This is a genomic window from Cellulomonas sp. P5_C5, from assembly GCF_054049655.1.
This window is the reverse complement of sequence record NZ_JBFULY010000007.1, coordinates 55661-80867: the sequence shown is the minus strand read 5'-3', so window position 1 is coordinate 80867 and position 25207 is coordinate 55661. Positions and strand designations below refer to the sequence as shown.

At 73.8% G+C, this 25207-nt stretch carries 21 protein-coding genes; 8 read left to right on the top strand and 13 right to left on the bottom strand.

The features are described 5' to 3' along the window. Window positions 1–6: 6 nt before the first annotated feature. Genes cobA through ACXJKF_RS08475 form a run of 6 tightly spaced genes read right to left on the bottom strand, consistent with a single transcriptional unit; the run spans window position 7 to window position 6037 of the window. Window positions 7–1203 carry a uroporphyrinogen-III C-methyltransferase gene (cobA, locus tag ACXJKF_RS08500; protein WP_456787303.1) on the bottom strand — a complete coding sequence of 399 codons (1197 nt, stop codon included), beginning with the start codon at window positions 1201–1203 and terminating at the stop codon, window positions 7–9. Continuing rightward, window positions 1200–2624, bottom strand: a complete 1425-nt coding sequence (locus ACXJKF_RS08495) for a sulfate adenylyltransferase subunit 1 (protein WP_456787302.1) — start codon at window positions 2622–2624, stop codon at window positions 1200–1202. Before ACXJKF_RS08495 ends, cobA begins: the two co-directional genes overlap by 4 nt. After that, a complete protein-coding gene (gene cysD, locus ACXJKF_RS08490) occupies window positions 2624–3538 on the bottom strand; it encodes a sulfate adenylyltransferase subunit CysD (RefSeq protein WP_456787301.1) in 915 nt (304 codons plus the stop codon). The genes ACXJKF_RS08495 and cysD overlap by 1 nt, the downstream gene beginning before the upstream one ends. Beyond that, window positions 3535–4227, bottom strand: coding sequence for a phosphoadenylyl-sulfate reductase (locus tag ACXJKF_RS08485; protein ID WP_456787300.1), 693 nt, complete (start codon window positions 4225–4227; stop codon window positions 3535–3537). Before ACXJKF_RS08485 ends, cysD begins: the two co-directional genes overlap by 4 nt. Continuing rightward, the gene (locus tag ACXJKF_RS08480) at window positions 4224–4382 is read right to left on the bottom strand and encodes a hypothetical protein (protein ID WP_456787299.1); all 159 of its coding nucleotides are present in this window, start codon (window positions 4380–4382) and stop codon (window positions 4224–4226) included. Before ACXJKF_RS08480 ends, ACXJKF_RS08485 begins: the two co-directional genes overlap by 4 nt. Next, on the bottom strand, window positions 4379–6037 hold the full coding sequence (locus ACXJKF_RS08475; RefSeq protein WP_456787298.1) for a nitrite/sulfite reductase: 1659 nt from the start codon (window positions 6035–6037) through the stop codon (window positions 4379–4381). The genes ACXJKF_RS08480 and ACXJKF_RS08475 overlap by 4 nt, the downstream gene beginning before the upstream one ends. A 351-nt stretch (window positions 6038–6388) precedes the next feature. Here ACXJKF_RS08475 and zapE point away from each other — a divergent pair, with 351 nt between their 5' ends. After that, the gene (gene zapE / locus ACXJKF_RS08470) at window positions 6389–7411 is read left to right on the top strand and encodes a cell division protein ZapE (protein ID WP_456787297.1); all 1023 of its coding nucleotides are present in this window, start codon (window positions 6389–6391) and stop codon (window positions 7409–7411) included. Window positions 7412–7450: 39 nt separating this feature from the next. Next, window positions 7451–8155, top strand: a complete 705-nt coding sequence (locus ACXJKF_RS08465; protein ID WP_456787296.1) for a hypothetical protein — start codon at window positions 7451–7453, stop codon at window positions 8153–8155. Between the two features lie 12 nt (window positions 8156–8167). Here the strand turns inward: ACXJKF_RS08465 and treZ are convergent, their stop codons facing one another. From treZ to glgX, 3 genes are read right to left on the bottom strand one after another with little or no spacing between them, the layout of a single operon-like run. Further along, window positions 8168–9955 carry a malto-oligosyltrehalose trehalohydrolase gene (treZ, locus tag ACXJKF_RS08460; RefSeq protein WP_456787295.1) on the bottom strand — a complete coding sequence of 596 codons (1788 nt, stop codon included), beginning with the start codon at window positions 9953–9955 and terminating at the stop codon, window positions 8168–8170. Window positions 9956–9958: 3 nt separating this feature from the next. Beyond that, window positions 9959–12469: a malto-oligosyltrehalose synthase gene (gene treY, locus ACXJKF_RS08455; RefSeq protein WP_456787294.1), complete on the bottom strand. Its 2511-nt coding sequence runs from the start codon at window positions 12467–12469 to the stop codon at window positions 9959–9961. After that, window positions 12466–14718 (bottom strand): glycogen debranching protein GlgX, encoded by a 2253-nt coding sequence (glgX, locus tag ACXJKF_RS08450; protein WP_456787293.1) that lies wholly within the window; start codon window positions 14716–14718, stop codon window positions 12466–12468. Before glgX ends, treY begins: the two co-directional genes overlap by 4 nt. 150 nt (window positions 14719–14868) lie before the next feature. On the opposite strand from glgX, the gene ACXJKF_RS08445 reads away from it, so the two are divergent. After that, window positions 14869–16098 (top strand): NAD(P)/FAD-dependent oxidoreductase, encoded by a 1230-nt coding sequence (locus ACXJKF_RS08445; protein WP_456787292.1) that lies wholly within the window; start codon window positions 14869–14871, stop codon window positions 16096–16098. On the opposite strand, the gene ACXJKF_RS08440 is transcribed toward ACXJKF_RS08445, so the two are convergent. Then, entirely contained in the window at window positions 16095–17183 is a 1089-nt protein-coding gene (locus ACXJKF_RS08440; protein WP_456787291.1) for a carboxylate-amine ligase, read from the bottom strand. The genes ACXJKF_RS08445 and ACXJKF_RS08440 overlap by 4 nt on opposite strands. A 91-nt stretch (window positions 17184–17274) precedes the next feature. Here ACXJKF_RS08440 and galE point away from each other — a divergent pair, with 91 nt between their 5' ends. Next, a complete protein-coding gene (gene galE, locus ACXJKF_RS08435) occupies window positions 17275–18246 on the top strand; it encodes a UDP-glucose 4-epimerase GalE (RefSeq protein WP_456787290.1) in 972 nt (323 codons plus the stop codon). On the opposite strand, the gene ACXJKF_RS08430 is transcribed toward galE, so the two are convergent. Next, a complete protein-coding gene (locus ACXJKF_RS08430) occupies window positions 18243–19115 on the bottom strand; it encodes a hypothetical protein (RefSeq protein ID WP_456787289.1) in 873 nt (290 codons plus the stop codon). The two genes, galE and ACXJKF_RS08430, sit on opposite strands and share 4 nt — an antisense overlap. A gap of 110 nt (window positions 19116–19225) precedes the next feature. On the opposite strand from ACXJKF_RS08430, the gene ACXJKF_RS08425 reads away from it, so the two are divergent. Genes ACXJKF_RS08425 through ACXJKF_RS08410 form a run of 4 tightly spaced genes read left to right on the top strand, consistent with a single transcriptional unit; the run spans window position 19226 to window position 22777 of the window. Then, the gene (locus ACXJKF_RS08425; protein WP_456787288.1) at window positions 19226–20479 is read left to right on the top strand and encodes a hypothetical protein; all 1254 of its coding nucleotides are present in this window, start codon (window positions 19226–19228) and stop codon (window positions 20477–20479) included. Next, complete coding sequence (locus ACXJKF_RS08420; protein WP_456787287.1) at window positions 20476–21252, top strand: glycosyltransferase family 2 protein; 777 nt, start codon at window positions 20476–20478, stop codon at window positions 21250–21252. Before ACXJKF_RS08425 ends, ACXJKF_RS08420 begins: the two co-directional genes overlap by 4 nt. Next, complete coding sequence (locus tag ACXJKF_RS08415) at window positions 21249–22097, top strand: ChbG/HpnK family deacetylase (RefSeq protein ID WP_456787286.1); 849 nt, start codon at window positions 21249–21251, stop codon at window positions 22095–22097. Before ACXJKF_RS08420 ends, ACXJKF_RS08415 begins: the two co-directional genes overlap by 4 nt. Beyond that, the gene (locus tag ACXJKF_RS08410; protein WP_456787285.1) at window positions 22094–22777 is read left to right on the top strand and encodes a class I SAM-dependent methyltransferase; all 684 of its coding nucleotides are present in this window, start codon (window positions 22094–22096) and stop codon (window positions 22775–22777) included. The genes ACXJKF_RS08415 and ACXJKF_RS08410 overlap by 4 nt, the downstream gene beginning before the upstream one ends. A 6-nt stretch (window positions 22778–22783) precedes the next feature. Here ACXJKF_RS08410 and ACXJKF_RS08405 read toward each other — a convergent pair whose 3' ends face one another. Both ACXJKF_RS08405 and ACXJKF_RS08400 read right to left on the bottom strand, forming a co-directional pair. Beyond that, window positions 22784–24031, bottom strand: coding sequence for a hypothetical protein (locus ACXJKF_RS08405; RefSeq protein ID WP_456787284.1), 1248 nt, complete (start codon window positions 24029–24031; stop codon window positions 22784–22786). 575 nt (window positions 24032–24606) lie between these two features. Then, a complete protein-coding gene (locus ACXJKF_RS08400) occupies window positions 24607–25203 on the bottom strand; it encodes a hypothetical protein (protein ID WP_456787283.1) in 597 nt (198 codons plus the stop codon). Window positions 25204–25207 lie beyond the last annotated feature (4 nt).

Genomic DNA, 25207 nt, shown 5'->3' with positions numbered 1-25207 from the left:
GCCAACCTAGGCCAGGACGTCCGCGAGGGCGGCGACGTCACCGACGACCACGACCGCCGGGTTCCCGACGCCGCGCTCGCGCGCGAGGTCCGCGATGTTCGCGAGGGTCCCGACGGTGGTGCGCTGCCCCGGCAGCGTCCCGTTCTCGACGATGGCGACGGGGGTGCCCGGGTCCTTCCCGTGCGCCAGCAGCGCCCGTGTGTGCGACGGCAGCTGCGCGACGCCCATGAGCAGCACCAGCGTGCCGTCGAGCCGTGCGAGCACATCCCAGTCGGGTGTCGCGTCGTGTGCGGAGAGGATCGTGAGCTGGCGGGCGAGCCCGCGGTGCGTGACGGGGATGCCGGCGGCGGCGGGCACGGCGAGCGCGCTGGTCACGCCCGGGACGACCTCGACCGGGACCCCGGCCGACACGCAGGCCAGCACCTCCTCGCCACCGCGGCCGAGCACGAACGGGTCGCCGCCCTTGAGCCGCACCACGCGGTGACCGGCCCGGGCGCGCTCGACGAGCACGGCGTTGATCTCGGTCTGCGTCAGCGTGTGCGCGTGGGGGGACTTGCCGGCCTCGATGATCTCGACGGCGGGATCCAGCTCGGCCAGCAGCGCTCGGGGGGCGAGCCGGTCGACGACGACCACGTCGGCCTCGGCCAGCGCGCGCCGACCACGCGTCGTGATGAGCCCGGGGTCGCCCGGCCCACCGCCGACGAGGGTCACGCGGCCCGTGCTCGGTCGGTGGTGGCGCAGAGGGAGCTCACCGGTGTCGAGCAGGAGCGCGACGGCGTTGCGCAGCGCGACCGCACGGCGGGGATCGCCGCCCGTGCCGACCGCGACCGTGACGTCACCGGCCCGCGCGACGGCCGGGGTCCAGGCGCTCGACGCGCTCGCGTCGTCCGCCCGCACGCACCACAGCCGCACGGCCTCGGCGTCGGCGGCCACCGCGTCGTCGACCGTGCGGTCGCCCGTCGCGGTGTGCACCAGCCAGGCGCCGTCGAGGTCGGTGGTCAGGTAGTCGCGCGCCCGCCAGGTGACGCGGCCCGCAGCGGCGTGGTCGGCGAGGTCCTCGCACAGTGCCGGGGCGACGACGAGGACGTCCGCTCCGTCCTCGACCAGCCGGGCGGCACGCCGGGCCGCGACCGGACCGCCCCCGACGACGACGACGCGCCGACCGGTGACGTCGAGGAACAGCGGGTGCTGGGGGCTGGTCATATGCCGGCCCCGGCGAACCAGTCGTCCTCGTCGTTCGGTGTCGGCGCCAGCCGGTCGAGCAGGGTCGCGCCGATCATCCCGGCGGCCAGCGTGGTGCCGTCCGCGGGGTCGACCAGCAGGAAGCCCCCGGTCCGGCGGTGCGTCGCGTACTCGTCGAGCACGATCGGCTCGGCCAGCCGGATCTTGACCCGGCCGATCGCGTTGAGCGTCAGCGCGCGCGGCGGGATGTCCGAGGACGTGTCGGTGGCGTCCACGGCGTGCAGGGTGTCCACGCCGTCCCACGCCTCGACGGTGAGCGTGTCGACGTCGAGCCGGGCGTTGACCTCGCGCAGCAGCGCACGGACCGTGCGGGTGCCGACGCGGACCAGGAGGCGGGCGCCCAGGACGCTGCGCTTCTCGGCGAGCCAGCAGACGGTGCCCTCCAGGTCGGAGCCGACGTCGACGGTCGCGGCGGTCGGGACGAGGACGTCCCCGCGGGCCACGTCGACGTCGTCGGCGAGGCGGAGCGTCACCGACTGCGGTGCGTGCGCCTCGGTCAGCGGTCCGTCGAACGTGTCGATGCCGACCACGGTGCTGCGCTTGCCCGACGGCAGGACGGTGACCTCGTCGCCGACGGACACCACCCCGGACGCGACCCGCCCGGCGTAGCCGCGGTAGTCGGGGTGCAGGTGCGTGCGCGGGCGGATGACCACCTGCACGGGGAACCGGAACGGCTCGGACAGCGCGTCGCGGCCCACCGGGACCGACTCGAGGTGCTCCAGCAGCGTCGGGCCGTCGTACCAGGGCGTCCGCGTGGAGCGGTCCACCACGTTGTCGCCGGTGAGCGCCGACAGCGGGACGGCCGTGACGTCGGGGATGCCGAGGCTGAGCGCGTAGGCGGTGAACTCGTCGGCGATCGCGCGGAACGTGGCCTCGTCGAAGTCGACCAGGTCCATCTTGTTCACGGCGAGCACGACGTGCGGGACCCGCAGGAGCGCCGTGATCGTGGCGTGCCGACGGGTCTGCTCGAGCACCCCCTTGCGGGCGTCGACCAGCACGATCGCGAGCTCGGCCGTGGACGCGCCGGTCACCATGTTGCGCGTGTACTGCACGTGGCCGGGAGTGTCGGCGAGCACGAACGCGCGCGTGGCGGTCGAGAAGTAGCGGTACGCCACGTCGATCGTGATGCCCTGCTCGCGCTCGGCGCGCAGACCGTCGGTGAGCAGCGCCAGGTCGACCTCGCCGCCGCCGCGGGCCAGCGTCGCGGCCTCGACCGCGCTGAGCTGGTCGGCCAGCACCGACTTCGTGTCGTACAGGAGCCGGCCGATCAGGGTGCTCTTGCCGTCGTCGACGGAGCCGGCGGTGGCCAGGCGCAGGAGGTCCCGCGTCGCGTGCTGGGTCACCGTGAAGGTCTCCTCGATCGTCTGGGAAGTCGTGCTCATCAGAAGTAGCCCTCGCGCTTGCGGTCTTCCATCGCGGCCTCGGACGCGCGGTCGTCGGCGCGGGTGGCGCCCCGCTCGGTGAGCCGGCTGGCGCCGACCTCCGTGATGACCTCGGGGATCGTCGAGGCCGTCGACTCGACGGCGCCGGTGCAGCTCATGTCGCCGACCGTCCGGTACCGGACCGTGCGGACCTCGAGCGTCTCGCCGGCGCGCGGACCGCCCCAGCCGCCCGGGGCCAGCCACATGCCGTCGCGCAGGAAGACCTCGCGCTGGTGGGAGTAGTAGATCGCCGGGAGCTCGATCTGCTCGCGCTCGATGTAGCGCCAGACGTCCAGCTCGGTCCAGTTGGACAGCGGGAAGACGCGCACGTGCTCGCCCGGCTTGTGCCGACCGTTGTAGAGGTCCCACAGCTCCGGTCGCTGCCGGCGCGGGTCCCACTGGCCGAACTCGTCGCGCAGGGAGAACACCCGCTCCTTGGCGCGGGCCTTCTCCTCGTCGCGACGACCGCCGCCGAAGACCGCGTCGAACCTGTTCGCCGTGATGCCGTCGAGCAGGGGGACGGTCTGCAGCGGGTTGCGGGAGCCGTCGGCACGCTCGGCCACGCGGCCGTCGTCGATGGCGTCCTGGACGCTGGCCACGACGAGTCGCAGCCCGTGCTCCGCCACCACGCGGTCGCGGTACTCGATGACCTCCGGGAAGTTGTGCCCGGTGTCGACGTGCATGAGCGTGAACGGCACGGGTGCGGGCCAGAACGCCTTGCGGGCCAGGTGCAGCATGACGATGGAGTCCTTGCCGCCGCTGAACAGCAGCACCGGACGCTCGAACTCGCCGGCCACCTCGCGCATGACGTGGATGCCCTCGGATTCCAGGGCGTCCAGCTGCGTGAGCGCCGAGCGCTCGGACAGTGCCGTCATGTGTGCAACCCGCATTCGATCTTGGAGGTACCGGACCAGCGACCCGCGCGCGGGTCCTCACCAGGGGCGACGGCGCGCGTGCAGGGGGCGCAGCCGATGGACGCGTAACCCGCCTGGCGCAGGGGGTTGAGCACCACGTGGTGCTCCTCGACGTAGGCGTCGACGTCGTCCTGCGTCCACGCGGCCAGGGGGTTGAGCTTGACCTTGCCGCGCTTGGCGTCCCAGCCGACCACCGTGATGTCGGTGCGCGTCGGGGCGTCCTCGCGGCGCATGCCGGTGACCCATGCCGTGTACGGCGCGAGGCCGCGCTCCAGCGGCTCGACCTTGCGCAGCGCGCAGCACAGGTTCGGGTCGCGGTCGTGCAACGCGGCGCCGTGCTCGGCGTCCTGCTCGGCGACCGTGCGCAGCGGCAGGATCGTGCGCAGCGAGACGTTCGTGAAGTCGGCGTAGTAGTCGCGCGTCCCCAGCGTCTCGGCGAAGTGGTAGCCGGTGTCGAGGAAGATCACGTCGATCCCCGGCACGGCCTCGGCCGCGATGTGCACGAGCACCTCGTCGCCCATCGAGGACGCGAGGACCAGGTCGGTGCCGAACGTCTGCGCGGCCCACCGCAGGATCTCGGCGGGGTGGGCGCCCTCGAGGTCGCGGCCGGCCTGCTCCGCGAGCTCCTGCAGGTCCGTGGTGGTCGTCATGAGCGCGCCACCAGCCCCACGAACTTCAGCGCGAACGCGCGGGTGCACGAGCGGCACTCCCACTGGCCGTGGGTCTCGCCGGCCGGCCACAGGTCCTCGCTCGCGCAGAACGGGCAGTAGTAGGGGACCGCTCGCTCGCCCGACGTTCCGCTCATCGCAGGTCCTCCTCGTCCGCCCGCTGGGCCCACTGCGCGAACAGCTCGCCCTCGAGGCGCTGCTCGTCGAACTTGCGCGTGACGCGCTCGATGTAGTCGGGAAGCTCCTCGGCCGGGACACGCAGACCACGCAGCGTCTTCCCCAGCCCGCTGGTCAGGCCGAGCCCGCCGCCGAGGTGCACCTGGTAGCCGTCCTCGCCGCCCGCCAGCGCGCCCTTGAGGCCGATGTCGGCGGTCTGGATGCGGGCGCACGAGTTGGGGCAGCCGTTGAGGTTGATCGTGATCGGCTGGTCGAAGGTGGGCAGCCGCTGCTCCAGCTCGCCGATCACGTGCGTGGCCCGGGCCTTGGTCTCGACGATCGCGAGCTTGCAGAACTCGATCCCGGTGCACGCCATGGTGCCGCGGCGGAACGTGCTCGCGGACCGGACCGGGAGGCCCAGCGCCTCGAGCTGCTCGACCAGCGGGTCCACCTTCTCCGGCGCCACGTCGAGCACGACGATCTTCTGCTCGACCGTCAGCCGGACCTTGTCGGACCCGGCGGCCTCGACGAGGTCGGCCAGCTGCTGCAGGAGCTCGCCCGAGATCCGACCGACCGTGGGCGCCATGCCGACGTAGAAGTTCCCGTCGTTCTGCGGGTGCACGCCGACGTGGTCGCGACGGCCGCTGGGCGGCGGGGGAGGTTCGGGGCCGTCCTCCAGCGTGTAGCCGAGGTACTCGCCCTCCAGCACCTGCCGGAACAGCTCGGGTCCCCAGTCGGCGACGAGGAACTTCAGGCGCGCACGCGTGCGCAGCCGGCGGTAGCCGTAGTCGCGGAAGATGCTCACGACGCCGACCCAGACGTCCGGGATCTGCTCCAGCGTGACGAACGCGCCGAGGCGGACGCCGAGCTTCGGGTTGGTGGACAGGCCGCCACCGACCCACACGTCGAAGCCGGGGCCGAGCGTGGGGTGCACCACGCCGACGAACGCGACGTCGTTGATCTCGTGCGCGACGTCGTGGTGCGGCGAGCCGCTGATCGCGGTCTTGAACTTGCGGGGGAGGTTGGAGAACCGCGGGTCGCCGATGTAGTTGTCGACGATCGCGCGCACGGCCGGGGTGCCGTCGATGATCTCGTCTGCCGCGACGCCCGCGACGGGGGACCCGAGGACGACGCGCGGGCAGTCGCCGCACGCCTCCTGGGTGCTCAGCCCGACGGCCTCGAGCCGGCGCCAGATCTCCGGGACGTCCTCGACGCGGATCCAGTGCAGCTGGATGTTCTGCCGGTCGGTGACGTCGGCGGTGCCGCGGCCGAACTCGACGGAGATGTCCGCGACGGTGCGCAGCTGCTGCAGGCTCAGCGCGCCGCCGTCGCAGCGCACCCGGAGCATGAAGTACTCGTCGTCCAGCTCGTGCGGCTCCAGCGTGGCGGTCTTGCCGCCGTCGATGCCGGGCTTGCGCTGCGTGTAGAGCCCCCACCAGCGCATCCGTCCGCGCAGGTCCTCGGGCGCGATGCTCGCGAAGCCCTCGCGGGAGTAGACGTCCTCGATGCGCTGCCGAACGTTGAGCGCGTCGTCCTGCTGCTTGAACAGCTCGTTGCCGTTCAGCGGTTCCTTCTGGTCGAACGCCCACTGACCCTCGGCACGAGCGGCGGGTGGGGCGATCCTGGTCTGCGCCATAGGGGCGTTATCTCCGGGAGAACGTGGACGTGCGCCTGCACCCACCGCTGGGGGAAGCGGTCATCGGACGCAGACCGCGCGCCCGGGGGGACGAGGGGCGGGGTCAGTTGCTCCGCGGACAGCAGCACACGCACAGGTCCGCAGTGAGGGTGCACATGCACCGACACGAGAGGCGGAACCCGGGGGCGATCACCTGAAGAGGTTGTCACGGCGGGACGTGACATGGGAGAGGGCGTCCGGATCATGAGATGTTCCGGTCGACATGTGGGACAGGCGTCCATGACCCGGTAAAAGGAGACCGATCCGGTCGCGATTCGAGTCTCCCGGGAGCCCGACGTAGGCTGCTCGACCGTGACCACCCCGGGCGTCCCCAGCCTGACGCAACGTCGACCCGTCGTGCCGCCGGACCGCCTCCTGGCCGAGCTCGTCCCGCCCCGGCACTTCGCCGACGAGTCCTTCGCCACCTACCGGCCCGACCCGGCGCACCCGTCGCAGGCCGCCGCGGTGACCCGGCTGACGGCAGCCGCCGAGCAGGTCCGACGCGGTGGGCAGAAGTCGTTCTGGAAGCGCGGGAGGGCGACCCCCGTCGCGGTCTACCTCGACGGCGGGTTCGGCGTCGGCAAGACCCACCTGCTCACGTCGCTGGCGCACGCGGTCGGCGTCCAGGACGCGGCGTACGGCACCTTCGTCGAGTACACCAACCTCGTCGGCGCCCTCGGGTTCCTGCCGACCGTCGAGGCCCTCGCTACCCGCCGCCTGGTCTGCATCGACGAGTTCGAGCTCGACGACCCCGGCGACACCGTCCTCATGTCCCGCCTCCTGCGCGAGCTCGCCGACCGTGGGGTCGCGCTCGCGGCCACGTCGAACACGCTGCCCGGCTCGCTGGGCGAGGGCCGGTTCGCGGCGGAGGACTTCCTGCGCGAGATCCAGGCGCTCTCGGCCCGGTTCGAGGTCCTGCGCGTCGACGGCGACGACTACCGGCACCGGTCGGTCGTCACCGACGCCGACGGGCTCGACGACGACGAGGTCCGCGCCGCGGCAGGCACCCGGACCGACGCGACGCTCGACGACTTCGGCGACCTGCTCGCGCACCTCGCGACCGTGCACCCGAGCCGCTACGGCGCCCTCCTCGACGGCGTGGGGCTCGTGGCCGTCACCGGTGTGCACGCCGTCCCGACGCAGGACGTCGCGCTGCGGCTGGTCGTGCTCGTCGACCGGCTCTACGACCGCGACGTGCCCGTGCTGCTGGGCGGTGCGGGGGAGCGTGACCTGTTCTCGGCCGAGATGCTGGCCGGCGGGTACCGCAAGAAGTACTACCGGGCGCTGTCCCGGCTGGGCTCGCTCGCCGCGGACGGCGCCGCGCTCGTCGGCTGAGTGCTTTCCGAGCGGCGGCGGCGGGTCCCACACTGGGGCATGGTGCTGCGGGTCCTGAGGGTCGTCGTGGGAGTGCTGCTCGGAGTGTCCGGTGCCCTGATGTACGCCGCGTCGTGGCAGCGCTGGGGCGGTGCCTGCCCGTGGGCCGGCGGTGTCGACGACACGCTGTGCGCCCTCCGGCAGGACCATCTCTACGACTTCCTGGCACCCACCCTCCCGTGGGAGCCCGTCGGCGCAGCCGCGCAGCTGGCCGGGTGGTCGCTGCTCATGCTCGCGCTCGCGTCCGTGCCGCTGCCGTGGGCGCTCCTCGGTCGCCGGCCAGGCATCGCCTCCGCCGTGGCGCTGCTCTGTGCCGTGCTGGCAACCGGGGCGGTGGGCGTCGCGATCGTGCGTTCCGGTCTCACCGGCAGCGTGGTCGAGCCGGTCGGTGCCGACGTGACCGTGTTCGTGTGGGCCCTGGTCCCGCCGGTCCTGCTCGTGCGGTTCGCGGTCGCCAGCCGCGGCTGGCCGCTGGGTGCGGCGGTCGCGCTGATCCTCGCCACCCCGCTCGTGGCCACTTTCTCCTACGCGATCGGGCCTTTCGACGCGCAGCCGTGGTGGGAGGCGGTCTCCGGTCTGCTCACCGCGACGGCGGGCCTGTGCCTGCTGGGGGCCGCCGCGTTCAGCGGTCGGTCCGTGACGCGCGAGCGCACGGTCGAGCATGCCTCCCGTGCCCTCGCGGGCGGGGACCATGACCTGGCCTGACTGGCGCCGCGGTCACGCCAGGACGACGACCGACCGCGGCGCGGTCCGGACGAGCGCGCCGCCGGGGGTCGGTTCCACCGAGGCGGGGTCCCACGCCGCGACCACGTCGACCGGGCCGTCGGTGCGAACCGGGACGGCGGCCTCCTCGCCCGACAGGTTGACGACCACGCGGGCCGAGCCGCGGTGCAGCACCATCCAGCCGTCCCACGGCACGTCGTCCTGGTCGCGTTCCGACGCGCCGCCCCACACGAGGTCGGTCGCGGACAGGTCGCCGGACGCGAGGTCCGGAACCGTGCGGCGCAGGGCGATCAGGGACCGGTACCAGTCGCGCAGGCGGGCGTGCTCGGGGTGCGCCGGGTCGTCGAGCTCCGTGCGGTCGAGGATGCTCGCGCGGAACGTGGCGGGGTCCTGCGGGTCGGGCACCTCGATGTCGCCGCCGTACAGGACGTCCCAGCCGTGGCCGCCGAACTCGCGTCGCCGGCCGTCGCGGACGGCTGCGGCCAGGTCGGGCTCGGGGTGGTCGGTGAAGAACTGCCACGGCGTGCGCGTGCCCCACTCCTCACCCATGAAGAGCATCGGGCTGAACGGGGCGAGCAGCACGAGCGCCGCCTCGGCGGCGACCCGGCCGGGGTCGAGACGGGCCGACGGGCGGTCGCCGAGCGCCCGGTTGCCCACCTGGTCGTGCGTGGACGCGGCGACGACGAACCGGTGGCCGTCCGTCCCGGGAGGCACCGGCCGGCCCCAGCGGCGCCCACGGAACGTCGACAGCTCGCCGTCGTGGACGAACACGCTGGTCAGTGCCTTGCGGAGCACCTCGGGCGAACCGAAGTCGCCGTAGTAGCCGTGGCGTTCGCCCGTCACCAGCGCGTGGACGGCGTGGTGCACGTCGTCGTCCCACTGGGCCGTCATGCCCCAGCCGCCGTCGGCGGTCGGCGTCACCGAGACGGGGTCGTTGAGGTCGGACTCGGCGACCAGGGACAGCGGCCTGCCCAGCGACCCGGCCAGCGCCGCGACCTCGTCCGAGAGCTGGGACAGGACGTGCCGGTCGGAGAGGTCGATGAGCGCGTGCACGGCGTCCAGGCGCAGGGCGTCCACGTGGAAGTCGCGGAACCAGCGCAGCGCGCTGTCGCACACCCAGCGGCGCACCTCGGGGGAGCCCGGGCCGTCGAGATTGACCGCGGAGCCCCACGGCGTCTGGTGGGCGTCCGTGAAGTACGGCCCGAACTCGCCCAGGTAGTTGCCCGACGGGCCCAGGTGGTTGTGCACCACGTCGAGGCAGACGCCGAGGCCCCGGGCGTGCGCGGCGTCGACGAACGCCTGCAGGCCGGCCGGTCCGCCGTACGGCTCGTGCACGGCGAACGTCGCGACGCCGTCGTAGCCCCAGCCGTGCACCCCGCTGAACGGCGCGACCGGCATCAGCTCGACCAGGTCCACGCCGAGCGAGACCAGCTCGTCGAGGTGCGCGATCGCGGACGTCAGCGTGCCGCCCGTGCTGAACGTGCCGACGTGCAGCTCGTACGTCACGTGCCCGCGCACGTCGACGCCGGACCAGCCCTCGTCGGTCCACGGGAAGGTCGCGGGGTCGTAGACGCGGCTGGCGCCGTGCACGCCGTGCGGCTGCCATGCGCTGCGCGGGTCGGGCCGCGGCGGGCCCCCGTCGACGGAGAAGGCGTAGTCGGTCCCGTGCGCCAGGTCGACGTCGCCGACCCACCACTCGCCGTCGGCGGTCAGCGGGTGGTGCTCGTCGCCGACGACCACGTCGACGCGCGCGGCGGTCGGCGCCCAGACGCCGGGGAGCACGCCTCAGCCCTCCGCGCGGGCGAGCAGGGCGACCGGCAGCCGGTCCAGCAGCGGTCCGACGTCGACGACCCCGCCCGTCACGGGCCGGTCGGTGAGCACGTCGTGCCAGTCCCCGTCGGGGAGCGCGACGGTGTGGTCCGCCCAGCCGCCGAGCCGGTCGACGGCGGCCGCCAGACGTGTGGCGACGACCGCGACGCGCGGGTGCCCGGCGACCGTCCGGGCGTAGGTGAGCGAGTGCCCGGACGAGTGGGCGAGGGGCAGGAAACCGCTGTCGGGACCGACGAACGCCTCCGGCAGGGACCGGCGCAGGCGCAGCGACGCGGACGTGACCAGCAGCTTCTCGTCGGCCAGGTCGCGCGGACCGGCACCGTCGTCGAGCCGGGCCAGGCGGGCGACCAGGGGCTCCAGCGGGACGGGCCGGCGGTTGTCCGGGTCCACGAGGACCGGGTGCGGCACCTCGGTGCCCTGGTAGACGTCCGGGATGCCGGGCAGCGTCAGCTGGACCAGCTTGGTGCCGAGCGTCGCGGCGCGCACGGCCGCCCGGGTCCGCAGCTCCCAGCCGGAGAACAGCTCGGCGACCGTGGGGTCGACCAGCGCCTGCCGTGCGGCGTCGAGCACCGCGGCCTCGTACGGCTCGTCGGGCGCGGTCCACGTCGTGCGGTTCTTCGCCTCCCGGATCGCCTTGGTCAGGTACTCCACCAGCCGGTCCTCGGCGATCGGGCCGTCGTCCGTCCACGTGCCCGCGAGCGTCTGCCAGAGCAGGTACTCCGTCCGGCCGTCGAGCAGCGCGCTGCGGTACGGGGCCGACGCGGCACGGAGGTCGTCGACGAGGGCCGACCACTCGCGCGGGAGCTCGCTGAGCACCCCGAGCCGGGCCCGGGTGTCCTCGCCGCGCTTGGTGTCGTGCGTGGACAGGGTCGTCATGCCCAGCGGCGCGGACACCTGCATCTGCGCCGCCCACGCCGACAGGTCGGTGGGCGTGAGGGCGAACTGCTCGGGCGCACCGCCGACCTCGCACAGGCCCGTCAGGTGGGTCCAGCGGTAGAACGCGGTGTCCTCGACGCCCTTGGCCATCACGGCGCCGCAGGTCTGCTGGAACCGCACGATCAGCTCGTCGCGGCGCGCCCCGCGCGTGCGCCCGGCGCTGCCGACCTCGCGGCCCAGCAGCAGGTCGACGACGACGTCCATCGTCGCGCTGCGCTCCACGGAGAGCCGTGTGCGGGCGTGCGCGGCAGCCGTCTGCATGACCTCCAGCGACTCCGGGTGCACGGGCTCGCCCGGCACCACGTAGGCGCGGTAGCGGTCGAACGCGACGAGCAGCTCGATCAGGCAGTCCTCCAGCGCGCGCCAGGTGTGGTCGCGCAGGCGCAGGTCGTCGCGGCAGATGTCGGCCGCCAGCGAGGTCAGCCGGTGCACCTCCGCGTACAGGGGACCGTCGACGATCTCGCGCTTGGCCTGCTCCGCCATCGCCGGGAACGCGTCGGACGTGTCGCCCGTGACCCGGTGCATGACGGCCCCGAGGACCGCGGCGCCGCCGGGGTCGACGAACGTCTCCTGGATCCGCCAGAGCGCCTCGTAGCCGGTGCTGCCGGCGGTCTCCCAGTCGGGCGGGAGCGTCTCGGTGCCCTCGAGGATCTTCTCGACGACCACCCACGCTCCACCGCTCGCCTCGCGCAGCCGGGCGAGATAGCCCGCCGGGTCGGCGAGACCGTCGGGGTGGTCGATGCGCAGGCCGTCGATCGTGCCGTCCGCGAGCAGTGACAGGACGAGGGCGTGCGTCGCGTCGAACACGGCCGGGTCCTCGACGCGGACCGCGAGCAGCGTGCCGACGTCAAAGAAGCGCCGGTAGTTGAGCTCCTCGTCGGCCACCCGCCAGTACGCGAGCCGATAGTGCTGGCGCTCGACGAGCTCCGCCAGGGAGAGCGACTCGGTGCCGGGCCGGACCGGGAACACGTGGTCGTGGTAGCGCAGCACGGTGCGCGTGCCCTCGCCCGGGATCTCGACCTCGTCCAGCGCCAGCTCGTCGCGGCCCAGCACCGCGCCGATCCGGTCGCCGAGCACCGGCATGAGCACCGCGCCGTCCCCCGCGGACCAGTCCACGTCGAACCAGTCCGCGTACGGCGAGTCGGCCCCCTCCGCGAGCACCGACCACAGGGCGCGGTTGTGCCACACGGGCGTCGGGACGGCCATGTGGTTGGGCACGATGTCGAGGACCAGCCCGAGGCCCGCGTCGTGCGCCGCGGACGCGAGGCGGCGCAACGCGGGCAGACCGCCGAGCTCGGGGGCGATCTCGTCGTGGTCGACGACGTCGTACCCGTGGGTCGACCCCGGGGCCGCCCGCAGGATCGGCGACAGGTACACGTGCGTGACCCCCAGCGACGCCAGGTACGGCACGCGGCGCGCCGCATCGTCGAGCGTCAGGTCCACGCCCAGCTGCAGCCGGTACGTCGAGCCCGGGACGGGCCGGCCCGCCGTCGGCAGGCGGCGGGTCGGGGTCGGGCGCGGCTCGCTCATGCGCTGGGGCGCGGCTTCGTGGTGCGTCGCTTCGGCTTGTCGTCGGCCGCCTCCCCGTGCCCACGGCCCTTGACCTGCTTGGCCGCCTCGCTCGCCGCTGCCGCGACCGCGCCGATGCCCGACGAGGTCGGGGACGGCAAGATCGAGGGCCGGGTGAACACGATGATCGACTTCTCGCGGAGCTCGAGGGTCGTCCCCGCGTCGACCGTGCTGCCGGACTCGATCTGCGAGTCCGTGTCCACGACCGCCGTCCAGACGTCCCCGAACCGCGCGGGCGGCAGCGTGAACGTGGCCGGGTCGGGCTGGCCGTTGAACAGCACGAGGAAGCTGTCGTCGACGATCTCCTGGCCCCGCAGGTCCGGCTCGGCGATCGCGTCGCCGTTGAGGAACACCATGACGGCCCGCGCATGGTCGGCGGCCCATGCCTCGTCCTGCATGTGGTGGCCGTCCGGCCCGAGCCAGGCCAGGTCGAGGAGGTCCGACTCGTCCGAGAGGTCCGGCTCGCCGGCGAAGAAGCGCCGCCGCCGGAACACCGGGTGGTCCTGGCGCAGCCGCACCAGGCGCCGCGTGAACTCGAGCAGGTCGGTCTCGTCCTGGTCCAGGTCCCAGTCGATCCACGAGATCGGCCCGTCCTGGCAGTACACGTTGTTGTTGCCCTGCTGGGTGCGGCCGAGCTCGTCGCCGTGCGCGAGCATCGGCACGCCCTGCGAGAGCAGGAGCGTGGTCAGGAAGTTCCGCCGCTGCCGGGCGCGCAGTGCGCGGACGGCTTCGTCGTCGGTCGGACCCTCGACGCCACAGTTCCAGGACCGGTTGTGGCTCTCGCCGTCGTTGTTGCCCTCGCCGTTGGCCTCGTTGTGCTTCTCGTTGTAGGACACGAGGTCGTTCAGGGTGAAGCCGTCGTGCGCGGTGACGAAGTTGACGCTCGCGATCGGCCGCCGGCCCGTGTGCTCGTACAGGTCCGACGAGCCCGACAGGCGGCTGGCGAACTCCCCGAGCGTGGACGGCTCGCCGCGCCAGAAGTCGCGGACCGTGTCCCGGTACTTGCCGTTCCACTCCGACCACAGCGGGGGGAACCCGCCCACCTGGTAGCCGCCGTCGCCGACGTCCCACGGCTCGGCGATGAGCTTGACCTGGGAGACGACCGGGTCCTGGTGCACCAGGTCGAAGAACGCCGACAGGCGGTCGACCTCGTGGAACTGACGGGCCAGGGTCGCGGCCAGGTCGAACCGGAAACCGTCGACGTGCATCTCCAGCACCCAGTACCGCAGCGAGTCCATGATCAGCTGGAGCACGTGCGGCGAGCGCATGAGCAGCGAGTTGCCGGTGCCCGTGGTGTCGAAGTAGTGCGCCTGGTCGTCGTCCACGAGCCGGTAGTAGTTGGCGTTGTCCAAGCCGCGGAAGCTCAGCGTCGGGCCCATGTGGTTGCCCTCGGCGGTGTGGTTGTAGACCACGTCGAGGATGACCTCGATGTCGGCGGCGTGCAGCTCCTTGACCATCGCCTTGAACTCCTGCACCTGCTGGCCGGCGTGCTGGAACGCGGCGTAGCCGTTGTGCGGCGCGAAGAACCCGATGGTGTTGTAGCCCCAGTAGTTCGAGAGCCCCTTCTCGACGAGCGACGGGTCGTTGACGAACTGGTGCACGGGCATCAGCTCGACCGCGGTCACGCCGAGCGACGTGAGGTGCTCGATGACCGCGGGGTGCGCCAGCCCGGCATAGGTGCCACGCAGCTCCTCCGGCACGGCGGGGTGCTGCATCGTCAGGCCGCGAACGTGCGCCTCGTAGACGACCGACTCGTGGTACTCGTGCTGCGGCGGCCGGTCGTGGCCCCAGTCGAAGTACGGGTTGATGACCACGGACGTCATCGTGTGCGCGGCCGAGTCGGCGTCGTTGCGCTTCTCCGGGTCGTCGAACTCGTACGAGTACAGCGACGGGTCGCCGTCGATCTGCCCGTCGATCGCCTTGGCGTACGGGTCGAGCAGCAGCTTGTTCGGGTTGCAGCGGTGGCCCTGCGCCGGGTCGTACGGCCCGTGCACGCGGTAGCCGTAGCGCTGCCCGGGCGTGATGGCCGGCAGGTACCCGTGCCACACGAACGCGTCGACCTCGGTGAGGTCCGTCCGGGTCTCGGTGCCGTCATCGGCGATCAGGCACAGCTCGACTCGTTCAGCCACCTCCGAGAACAGGGCGAAGTTCGTCCCGCTCCCGTCATAGGTGGCGCCCAGGGGGTAGGGGCGTCCCGGCCACATCTGCATGGCCCCAGGGTGCCAGCCGCCCGCGCATCCGGCGCGGGGTGCGAGACGGTGAACGGGGTGGACTTCGACACACCCCGGCCCATTGCGTCCGCGCGCGTGAACTGGTGCGCTTGCCGTCGGCGGCAGGTCCGACGAGGGCAGGGGAGTGACGTGAGCGGTCAGGTCGTGGTCGTGGGTGCCGGGCTGGCAGGGGCGAAGACGGTCGAGGGGCTGCGGGAGCGGGGCTACGACGGGCGGATCGTCCTGCTCGGCGCCGAGACCGAGCGACCGTACGAGCGCCCGCCGCTGTCGAAGGGCTACCTGCAGGGCAGCGACGAGCGCGACGGGGCGTTCGTGCACCCGGCGGACTGGTACGCCGCGCACGACGTCGACCTGCGCCTCGGCACGACGGTCCGCTCCATCGACGTCGGCGCGCGCGACGTCGTCGACGGCTCGGGGACGCGGACGGCCTGGGACCACCTCGTTCTCGCGACCGGCTCGGAGCCGCGCCGGCTCGACGTGCCCGGCGCGGGTCTCGACGGCGTCGTGCACCTGCGCACCCTCGACGACAGCGACCGCCTGCGCACCCTGCTGACGGCCGGCAAGCGCGTGGTGGTCGTCGGCGGCGGCTGGATCGGCCTCGAGGTCACCGCCGCCGCGCGTGCGGCCGGCTGCGAGGTGAGCGTGCTGGTGCGCGACCCGCTGCCGCTCCTCGCCGTGCTCGGCCCGGAGCTCGCCGCGATGTTCGCGGACCTGCACCGGGAGAACGGGGTCGACCTGCGGACGCGGACCGAGATCTCGGAGATCGTGGCCGCCGGTGACGGGACGCACGTGGGTGCGGTCGAGCTGGCCGACGGGACGCTGGTCGACGCCGACCTGGTCGTCGTCGGGATCGGGGCCGCCCCGCGCGTCGACCTGGCGAAGGCGGCCGGGCTGCACGTCGAGAACGGGGTCGTCGTCGACGCCCACCTGCGCTCCTCGAACCCCCACGTGCTGGCCGTCGGTGACATCGCCCGTGCGCACCACCCGCTCCTGGGCACCCACGTCCGGGTGGAGCACTGGGCGAACGCCCTGAACCAGCCGGCGACCGCCGCCGCGACGATCGTGGGTGCCGACGAGCCCTACGACAAGCTTCCCTACTTCTTCACCGACCAGTTCGACCTCGGCATGGAGTACGTCGGGTACGTGGGTGCCCACGGGTACGACGAGGTGGTCGTGCGCGGGGACCTGCAGGGCCGGGAGCTCATCGCCTTCTGGCGACGGGAGGGGCGCGTGCTGGCCGCGATGAACGTCAACGTGTGGGACGTCGTCGACGACGTGCAGGCGCTCATCCGCTCCGGTGCGGTGATCGACCACGACCGGCTGGCGGATCCCGACGTGCCCCTGACCGACCTGCTCTAGGGGGCCAGCGTCCGGTCGACCGCGCGACGGACGACCTCGTCGTCGTCCGCGCCCTCGGCCCGCCAGCCCAGCTGCTGGATCGCGCCGTTGCCGCGCCGCAGCACCGTCGCGACCTGGCGCTCGACCCACTCCAGGTCGCCGGCCTCCGCCAGCGCGGGGCGCACGTGGTCGACGAGCTGCGCGACGACCTCCGCCGCGGGCAGCGGCTTGCCCGTCAGCGGGCTCACCAGGTCGCCCGTGAGACCCGACCGTGCCGCGCGCCACGTCGCCGCCCGCAGTAGCTCGGTGCGCGGCTGCGGCATGGGCTCGCCCATCGCGGCCTCCGCGAGCCCGCGCACCAGGGCGGCCTGCAGGGCGGCGTCGTCGGCGTCGAGGCACACGTCCGCGACGCGCACCTCGACCGTCGGGTACCGCGAGGAGAGGCGGGCGTCGAAGTAGACCATCCCCTCGTCGAGGATCGCCCCCGTGCTCAGCAGGTCGTCGATGACCGCGCGGTACCCGGCCGCGTCGCCGAAGGGTGCGGTCGGTCCTGCCGTCGGCCAGCGTCCCCAGACCTGGGACCGGTACGACGCGTAGCCGGTGGCGGTGCCCTGCCAGGACGGGCTGTTGCCGGACAGGGCGAGCAGCACCGCGTTCCACGGCCGGAGGTGGTCGAGGATGCGCACGCCCTCCTCCTCGTCGGCGATGGAGACGTGGACGTGGCACCCGCACGTGAGCTGGTCGCGTGCGGTCGCCCCGAACTCCGCCCGGATGGCGTAGGCACGACGGTCCGGCAGCACGGTCGACTCGACGACCTGCGGAGGGGCGGCGAGCGCCGCGATGCGCGCGCCCGCCTCCCGCGCGACCACGTCGGTCCGGGCTCGGCCGGCGCGGATCTCGGCCGCCAGCTCGGCGAGGTCCACGCGCGGGGGTGTCGACGTCTCGATCTGCTCCTGCTTGAACTCCTTCTCCAGGTCGCCACCCGGCTCGTCGGTCGGGGGGTGCAGCACGGCGGCCGCGTGCCGGAGCACGGTCGCCGCCACCGGCTGCGGCCGCCCCTCCGGCGTGACCAGCAGGAACTCCTCCTCGACACCCAGGGTTCGCATCGGAACAGTGTGGGGGCGTCGACGGCGCGGCGCGCGGCGGCAGGTGGGCACGACCGACGCAGCCCGTGGCGGACCCGCTACTGTCCAGCCCGTGACCGTGCTCGTGACCGGGGGAGCCGGGTACATCGGAGCCCATGTGGTGCGCGTGCTGCAGTCCGCCGGCCGCGCGGTGCTCGTCGCCGACGACCTCAGCTCAGGTCGTGCCGACCGCGTCGGCGGGGCGCCGATCGTGCGGCTGGACCTGGCGGACCCGTCCAGCGTCGTCCCGCTCACCGAGGCGTGCCGTGCGCACGGAGTCACGGCGGTGGTGCACCTGGCCGCCCGCAAGCGGGTCGAGGAGTCGGTCGCCCGTCCGCTCTGGTACCTGACGCAGAACGTCGGAGGGCTGGCGAACGTCCTGCGTGCCACCCAGGCCGCGCAGGTGGGCACGATGATCTTCTCGTCGTCCGCCGCCGTGTACGGGTCCTGCGGCGGTGCGCCGGTGAGCGAGGACGACGCCACCCGGCCGGTGAACCCGTACGGGCGCAGCAAGCTCGCGGGGGAGATGCTGGTCCGTGACGTCGTCCGGTCGAGCGACCTGCGGGCGGTCTCGTTGCGGTACTTCAACGTCGCGGGCGCGGGCCGGCCGGAGCTCGGGGACACCGGCGTGACGAACCTCGTCACGCAGACGCTCGACCGGCTCACCCGCGGCGGGCGCCCGGAGGTCTACGGCACCGACTACGCGACGCCGGACGGCAGCTGTGTGCGCGACTACCTGCACGTCCAGGACCTGGCGCAGGCGCACGTCGCCGTGCTGGACCGGCTGGAGGCCGGTCACCTGCCGCGGGACGTCTACAACGTGGGGACCGGGCACGGCGCGTCCGTGCTGGAGGTTCTCGCTCTGCTGGCCCAGGTCACCGGGCTCGACACCGCACCCGAGGTCGCGCCGCGCCGTGCGGGGGACCCTGCGTCGGTCGTCGCCGCGGTGGACCGGATCCGAGACGAGGTCGGCTGGACGGCCCAGCGCCGGGTCCCCGAGGTGCTGTCCAGCGCGTGGGCGGCCTGGCAGGCCGCGCACCCTTAGGCGTGCGCAGCCCGCGGGTCCGACGAGCCGATCTCGGTCTCGTCCGTCGAGGGTGACCCGAACCGGGCCACGACGAGCGCCCCTGTCAGGACGAGCGCGAAGGCGACGACCGACGCGGGTCCCGCACCCGGAGCGGGCCGGTCGCCGGCCAGGAGGATGCCCAGGCCGGCACCGACGACGGTCTCCGTGCCGACCATGAGCGCGGTCACGGGGACCACCGCGGCCCGTCGCAGCGCGAGCGCGGACACGGCCAGCCCGAGGGCGCCGCACACGCCGGCGCACCAGGCCACGGGATCGGTCAGGACCTCGATCGGCGCGGAGACGTCGACCGTGTGCGCGCCGAGCGCGAGCACCCCGAACGCCGCGCCGGCCAGGGCGGCCAGGACGAGACCCCGCCATGGCGTGGGTGGCCCGAGCGCGAGCGTGGCCGCGAGCGCCGCGATGGCCACCGTCGCACCGACGACGAACCACGTGGCCCCGGGGGTCGGCGTTGTCGTGGTCTGCGGCGACACGGCGAGGGCGAGCACGACCAGCCCGACCGCGAGGCTGCCGAGCCCCAGCCAGTCGGTCCAGCGCAGCCGGGCGCCGAGCACGATCACGGACAGGATCGCGGCGACGGCCAGGCTCGACGCGCGCCCCGCCTGGACGGCGAACACCGGCAGCGTGCGCAGGGCGACGAACGACAGGGCGAAGCCGAGGGCGACGAGGCCGAGCGCGAGCAGGTAGAGCGGGCTCCGGGCGAGGCCGCCGACCAGGGCGGCGTCGAGCCGCACGTCCGCGGGCAGCCGTCGCGCGGCCACGGCCTGCAGCACGATCGCCGTCCCCGAGCAGAGGGCGGCCACCCCGACGCACACCAGCGCGAGCCCCACCGCAGACCCCCAGTCGTCCCGTCACGCGTGCCGGTCGCACGCGACGTGCCCGAGGCACCCTATGCTCCACGCTGACGTCGTGGGGGCAGGATCCATCGCAAGGAGCACAGGTGCACGACGCGCAGGACGAGGTCACGCACGGCGTGGTCCGTGAGCCGCAGTCGAACGGCCGCCTGCGGTGGCCGGTGGTCGCTGGGGCGTTCGTCGCCGTCTCGGTCGCCCTGTCGACCCTCCTGGCGCTGACCACCATCTACCGCAGCGGGCCTCGGCCGGCGCCGTTCCTGCAGGGTCCCGGCTGGCTCGACGGGTGGTACCAGGGCGACGCCGCCTGGTACTGGTCCATCGCCAGCACCGGCTACCACTATGTGGACGGGGTGCAGTCCTCGATCGCGTTCTTCCCGGTGTACCCGCTGGGTGTGCGAGGTCTGGGCGGGGTGCTGGGCGACGTCCAGCTGGCGGGGTCCCTGCTCGGGGTGCTGGCCGGGCTCGCCGCGGCGCTGCTCTTCGCCCGGTGGGTGTGGCAGCGGCTGCCGCGCCGGTCGGCGATCCTGGCGATCGCCCTCCTGCTGGTCTACCCGTACTCGTTCTTCCTGTACGGCGCCATGTACGCCGACTCCCTGTTCCTGCTCTGCGCGATCAGCGCGTTCCTCCTGCTCGAGCGCCGGTGGTACCTCGCCGCCGGCCTGGTCGGTGCCCTGGCCACGGCCGGGCGGCCGGTCGGGATCGCGGTCGCCGCCGGGCTGGTGATCCGCACGCTCGAGATGCTCGCGGAGTCACGGCGCGCCTCGGCGACCGACGCCGTCGAGGCCCCTCGCACGGCTGTCGGCTGGCGCGACCTGGTCTCCGCGGTGCGCGACGTGCGGCTGCGTCATCTCGGCGTGCTGACCGCGGTGCTCGGGATCGTCGCGTGGTGCGTCTACCTGGGGCTGGAGTTCGGGCACCCGCTGGCGTGGATCGAGGTCGAGTCGGCGCCGGGCTGGAACCAGGGCGTCGGCCCCCGCACGTGGTTCAAGATCATCTATGCGGGCACGCTCATCAAGGGACCGTGGGACGTCGCGGCCATCCTCACGCTGCAGGCCATCGCCGTCCTGTGCGCGGTGCTCCTGCTGCGCCGGGTGTGGCGGCTGTTCGGGTGGGGCTACCTCGCGTTCGCCGCCGTCGTGCTGCTCATCCCGCTGATCGGCACCAAGGACTTCATGGGCACCGGGCGCTATGTGCTCGTCGCGTTCCCGGTCATCGCCGCCGCCGGGGACTTCCTCGCCGGTGTCCGGCACCGCTGGGTCCGCGTCGCCGTCCTGGGCGTCTGTGCGGCGCTCCTCTTCTTCCTCACCTACCTCTTCGGCAGATCGGTTCCGGTCTCGTGACGGTCGCACCCCACACACCCGCACCCTTCGAGAAGCTCTCGATCTTCTTCCCGATGTGGAACGAGGAGCTGTACATCCACCGCGCGGTCGGTGCCGCGCGCACGGTCTGCGACGACCTCGTGGCGGAAGGGCGGATCCTCGACTACGAGCTCATCGTGGTCGACGACGCCTCCACGGACGCGACCCCCGAGCTCGCCGACGCGATGGCCGCTGCCGACCCGCACGTCCGGGTGGTGCACCACGACGTCAACCGCAAGCTCGGTGGCTCCCTCAAGACCGGGTTCGCCGCTGCGACGGGCGACGTCGTGCTCTACACCGACGCGGACCTGCCGTTCGAGATGACGGAGGTGGCGCGTGCGCTGCGCGTGCTGCAGATGTACGAGGTCGACCTGGTCAGCGCCTACCGGCTGGACCGCACGGGCGAGGGGCCGCGGCGCGCGATCTACTCGTTCTTCTACAACGGCATCGTCCAGCTCGCGTTCGGCACCCGGATCCGGGACATCAACTTCGCGTTCAAGCTGTGCCGCCGACGCGTCCTGGACCACGTCACGCTCAAGAGCGAGGGCTCGTTCATCGACGCCGAGCTCGTGATCCGGGCGCAGCGGTCCGGGTTCCAGATCCTGCAGATCGGCGTCGACTACTTCCCCCGCACCCGCGGCGTCTCGACCCTGTCCTCGTTCGGGGTCATCCGGACGATGGTGGGGGAGATGGTCCGGCTGCGCAGCGAGCTCAAGCACGTCGTCCCGGTGGTCGGCTCCTCGGTCCCGTCGTGACGCGTCTGCTCATCGTCACCGCCGACGACCTCGGGCTGACCCGCGGCGTCAACGCGGCGGTGCGTCGGGCCCACGAGGCGGGGATCGTCACGGCGACGTCCCTGCTGGCGGTCGGCAGCGCGTTCGACGACGCCGCGGCGATGCTGCGGGACCTGCCGACGCTCGAGCTCGGTGCGCACCTCGCGCTGGTCGGGGAGGACCCGCCGCTGCTGTCCGCCCGGGAGATCCCGACGCTCGTCGACTCCCGCGGGGCGCTCCCGCTGAGCTACCGCACGGTCGTGGGTCGTGGGCTCTCCGGTCGTCTCGACCCCGACGACGTCCGCCGCGAGCTGCACGCGCAGCTGGAGCGCGTCCGCGGCGTCGGTGTCCCCGTGACGCACGTGGACACCCACCAGCACACCCACCTGTGGCCCGCGGTGGCGACGGTGGTCGCGGAGCTGGCACGCGACGCGGGCGTCCCCGCCGTCCGGCTCCCCGGCAGCCACTCCCACGCGCCCGTCGGGCTCGGGGTCCGGTTCCTGTCCCGTAGGACCCGGTCGGCGCTGCGAGCCGCCGGGCGCGCCACGACCGAGGACTACGCGGGGCTCGACGAGGCCGGACACCTCGACGCCGCCCGGTTCCGCCGGACGCTGGCCGACGCGGCGCGCCGGGGGGCACCGACCCTCGAGATCAACACCCACCCCGCGCAGGCCGGCGACACGGACCTGCGTCGCTTCACGTGGGACTACCAGTGGGCCGACGAGCTCGCGATGCTCCTGGACCCGGCGGTGCGCGACGAGATCGCCGCCGCGGGGTACACCCTGGGCGGGTTCGCCTCCCTGACCACCTCGGACGGTGCCGCATGACGACGACCACGCGCCGCCGGCCCGACGCCGCCGGCCGCGCCGCGCTCGACCTCTACCGGTCCGCGCCCGCGGGGGTGCGCTCGCACGTCGCGGTCCGCTGGTTCAGCGCCCCGTTCCCCGCGATCGCGGCCGCCCTGCCGCCGGGTGGCCGGGTGCTCGAGATCGGCTGCGGCCACGGCCTGTTCAGCGCCTACGCCGCGCTCCTGGACCCGACGCGCGAGGTCCTGGGCGTGGACATCGACGCCGACAAGATCGCCGCTGCGCAGGTGGCAGCGCGTGCGGTCGAGCACCTGGAGATCCGCGAAGCGCCCGACGGCGCGGTCCCGGCCGGCCCCTGGGACGTCGTGGTGTTCGTCGACGTCCTCTACCTGCTGCCGGCAGCCGAGCAGCGTCGACTGCTGACCGAGGCCGTGCGCGACCTTGCCCCCGGCGGACGCGTCGTCGTCAAGGAGATGGGCACCCGCCCGCGGTGGAAGGTGCGCTGGAACACCGTGCAGGAGACCCTCTCGGTCAAGGTCCTGCGCATCACCGAGGGCTCGTCGTTCGACTTCGTCGACCCGGCCACGATGGGTGGCTGGCTGACGGAGCTCGGGCTGGACGTCGAGCTGCACCGGCTGGACGCCCGCCGCGTGCACCCGCACCACCTGCTGGTCGCGCGCCGGCCCGACACACCCGCCTGACCTCGGTCACGGGACGGGGACGTCGAGCCCCGGTGCCCCGCGCTGCATGAGCTGCACCTCGTTGAACGCGACGTGCCGCGTCTCGGGCGGGTCCGGGGTCTCGTGCACGCTGATGACGGCGACGCGCACCTCGGAGACGTCGGTGGCGTCGATGTCGAACGGCTGCAGGTCCGGCGAGTCGGTCAGGGTGAAGGACGCGCACTGGTCGGCCGCGTCGCCCCAGCTCACGTCCACCTGACGCGGCAGGTCCTGCGTCGCCCGGTCGGGGCTCGTCTCCGGCAGGCCCGCGCTGAACGCGATCCGGTCCACGTCGGCCGGCTCCGGCAGGGTCAGCACCAGCGTGTCCGTGCCGCCCGGCCGTCGGCACTTCGGTCCGGCATCGTCGGGTGGCGCCCACACACCAGCCCAGGCGCGGCCGGTCATCCCGTCCACCGCGTACTTCGGGTCGAAGCCCGGCTCCGGCGGCGTCGCCGGATCGGTCGTGGCCGTGACGTCCTCGATCACGCTGTACCCGCGCGGGTCGAGCGCCGTCACCTGCTCGACCACCTGGTTCTCGATCTGCGCGGTGCTCGGCAGGACGAAGACGGCGGTGATGCCGAGGGCAGCCAGCACCGCGGTGACCTCGACCAGGTGCACCTGCGCCGACCGGGCCTGGTCGTAGCGCACCCGGACGCCGTTGTTCGCGGCCCGCATCCGCCGCCAGAAGCCCCGTCCCCGTCGGAACCCGCCCAGGAACCGTCGGTACCAGGGCTCCCGCGGCGGCTCCGGGTCGACGTTCGGTGGAGCCGCCCGGACCAGCGTCGCGCCGCACCGGCAGAACCGGCGCGACACCGCGATCGCGCGCCCGCACGCCGGGCACCGGGTCGCGTCCTCGAAGCTCTGCCAGGCGTCTGCCGGGGCCGGCTGCTCCAGGGCGGCCGGGCGGTCGTCGGGAGGGCCGCCGTACGCGCCGACGTCGGTCGGGAGCACCGCGTCGAACGCGTTCGGTGGGGTCGGGGTGCCCGTGGGGTGGTCCGGGTCCGTCGGTGCGCGCGGAGCGATCCGGGCCTCGCCCGCGGCGACGCGCACGCCGATCGTGCGTTCCGGCGCCTCCCGGGCAGTGGCACGTTCGCGTGATCGCGCCTCGGTCTCCGTGGGGTTCAGGACGACGGGGACCGGTCGCACGGTCGTCGGCGGGCGACGGACCGGCGGCGCAGGCGGGGCGGCCGGGTCGGCCGGCGGTGCTGCGGGAGCGGACGTCGTCGGGGTGGACACGGGCGGAGCAGACGTCGGTGTCGCTTCGGGAGCGGACGGCGAGGGTGCAGATCGCGTCGGTGCGGGATCGGGTTCGGTCGGGGCCGGTGCGGGCTTCGACACGGGCGGCGGGACGACGGGGGCGGGCCGTCCGGACGGCGCCGCCGGGACGGCGACGGGGGTCACCGGCTGGCGGGTGCCGGGTCCGCCGGCCGTCCGGACGGTGATCGGCGCGGGAGCCTTCGGCGCGCCGGGGGCGACGGCGGGCGCGCCGGGTGCCGTCGGGGGGGCCGGCAGGAGCGGCTGCCGGGCCGCAGGTGCGGGCGGGGCGACGGGCCTGGGCCGAGAGACGGGCGCAGGTGGCGGGGGCGAGACGGGTGGAGCGGCAGGGGCGGGAGCTGAGACCGGCGCCGGTGGAGAGGCGGGAGCCGGCGCGGCGGCGTCCTCCGCCGGAACCGGCGGCTCCGCGTCCTCCGGGGCGAGCGCGGGGGCGGGCGTGGTGGCTGGGGCGGCCGCCGACCAGCCCAGGTACGTCCGGCACGTCTCGCACAGGAGCGTGCCGTCGGGATTCTCGTGGTGGCACCGCGCGCAGACGATCATGGCGCCTCCCCGACGGGTCGCACGGACGCGGCAAGCTCCAGGTCGAGGTGGTACGGGTCGACGCCTGCCCCGGGGTCCGAGCCCAGCAGGTCGAGCTCGCCGGGGTCGGGCAGGCCGATCAGCAGCTCGACCGCGTCGACCTGGGTCCCCGACGGGTCGATCGCGAGGACGAGCAGCGGATCGCCGGGTGGGTCACCGGGGGAGCCGGCGACGATCCCCAGCACCGCACCCGCGACGACGGGCTCCTCGTCGTCGACGACCCACGCGACCGTCGACCCGCCCAGCAGCACGAGCGCGCTGCCGTCCGGTGCCCGCAGCTCGACCGCCCCGGCCGAGACCTGCGCGGGCGCCCGTCGGACCGTGCCCGCGGTCACCGCGAACACCGGGGCCGCCGGGGTGGCCAGGAGGGCGGCCATCAGCGGGTCGCTCGGGTGAGGGCGCGGCAGAGCGCCGCCGGGGACGGGCTGGAAGCGCCGCCCGACCACGACCGGGTCGACCGGAGGCGCGGAGCTCGTGGCGCGGGCCGACGGGTCGGTCGCGGGCCGGTGGTGCGCGTCGACCCCGGCGAGGAGGTCGGCCTCCGAGTGCGGCACGGGC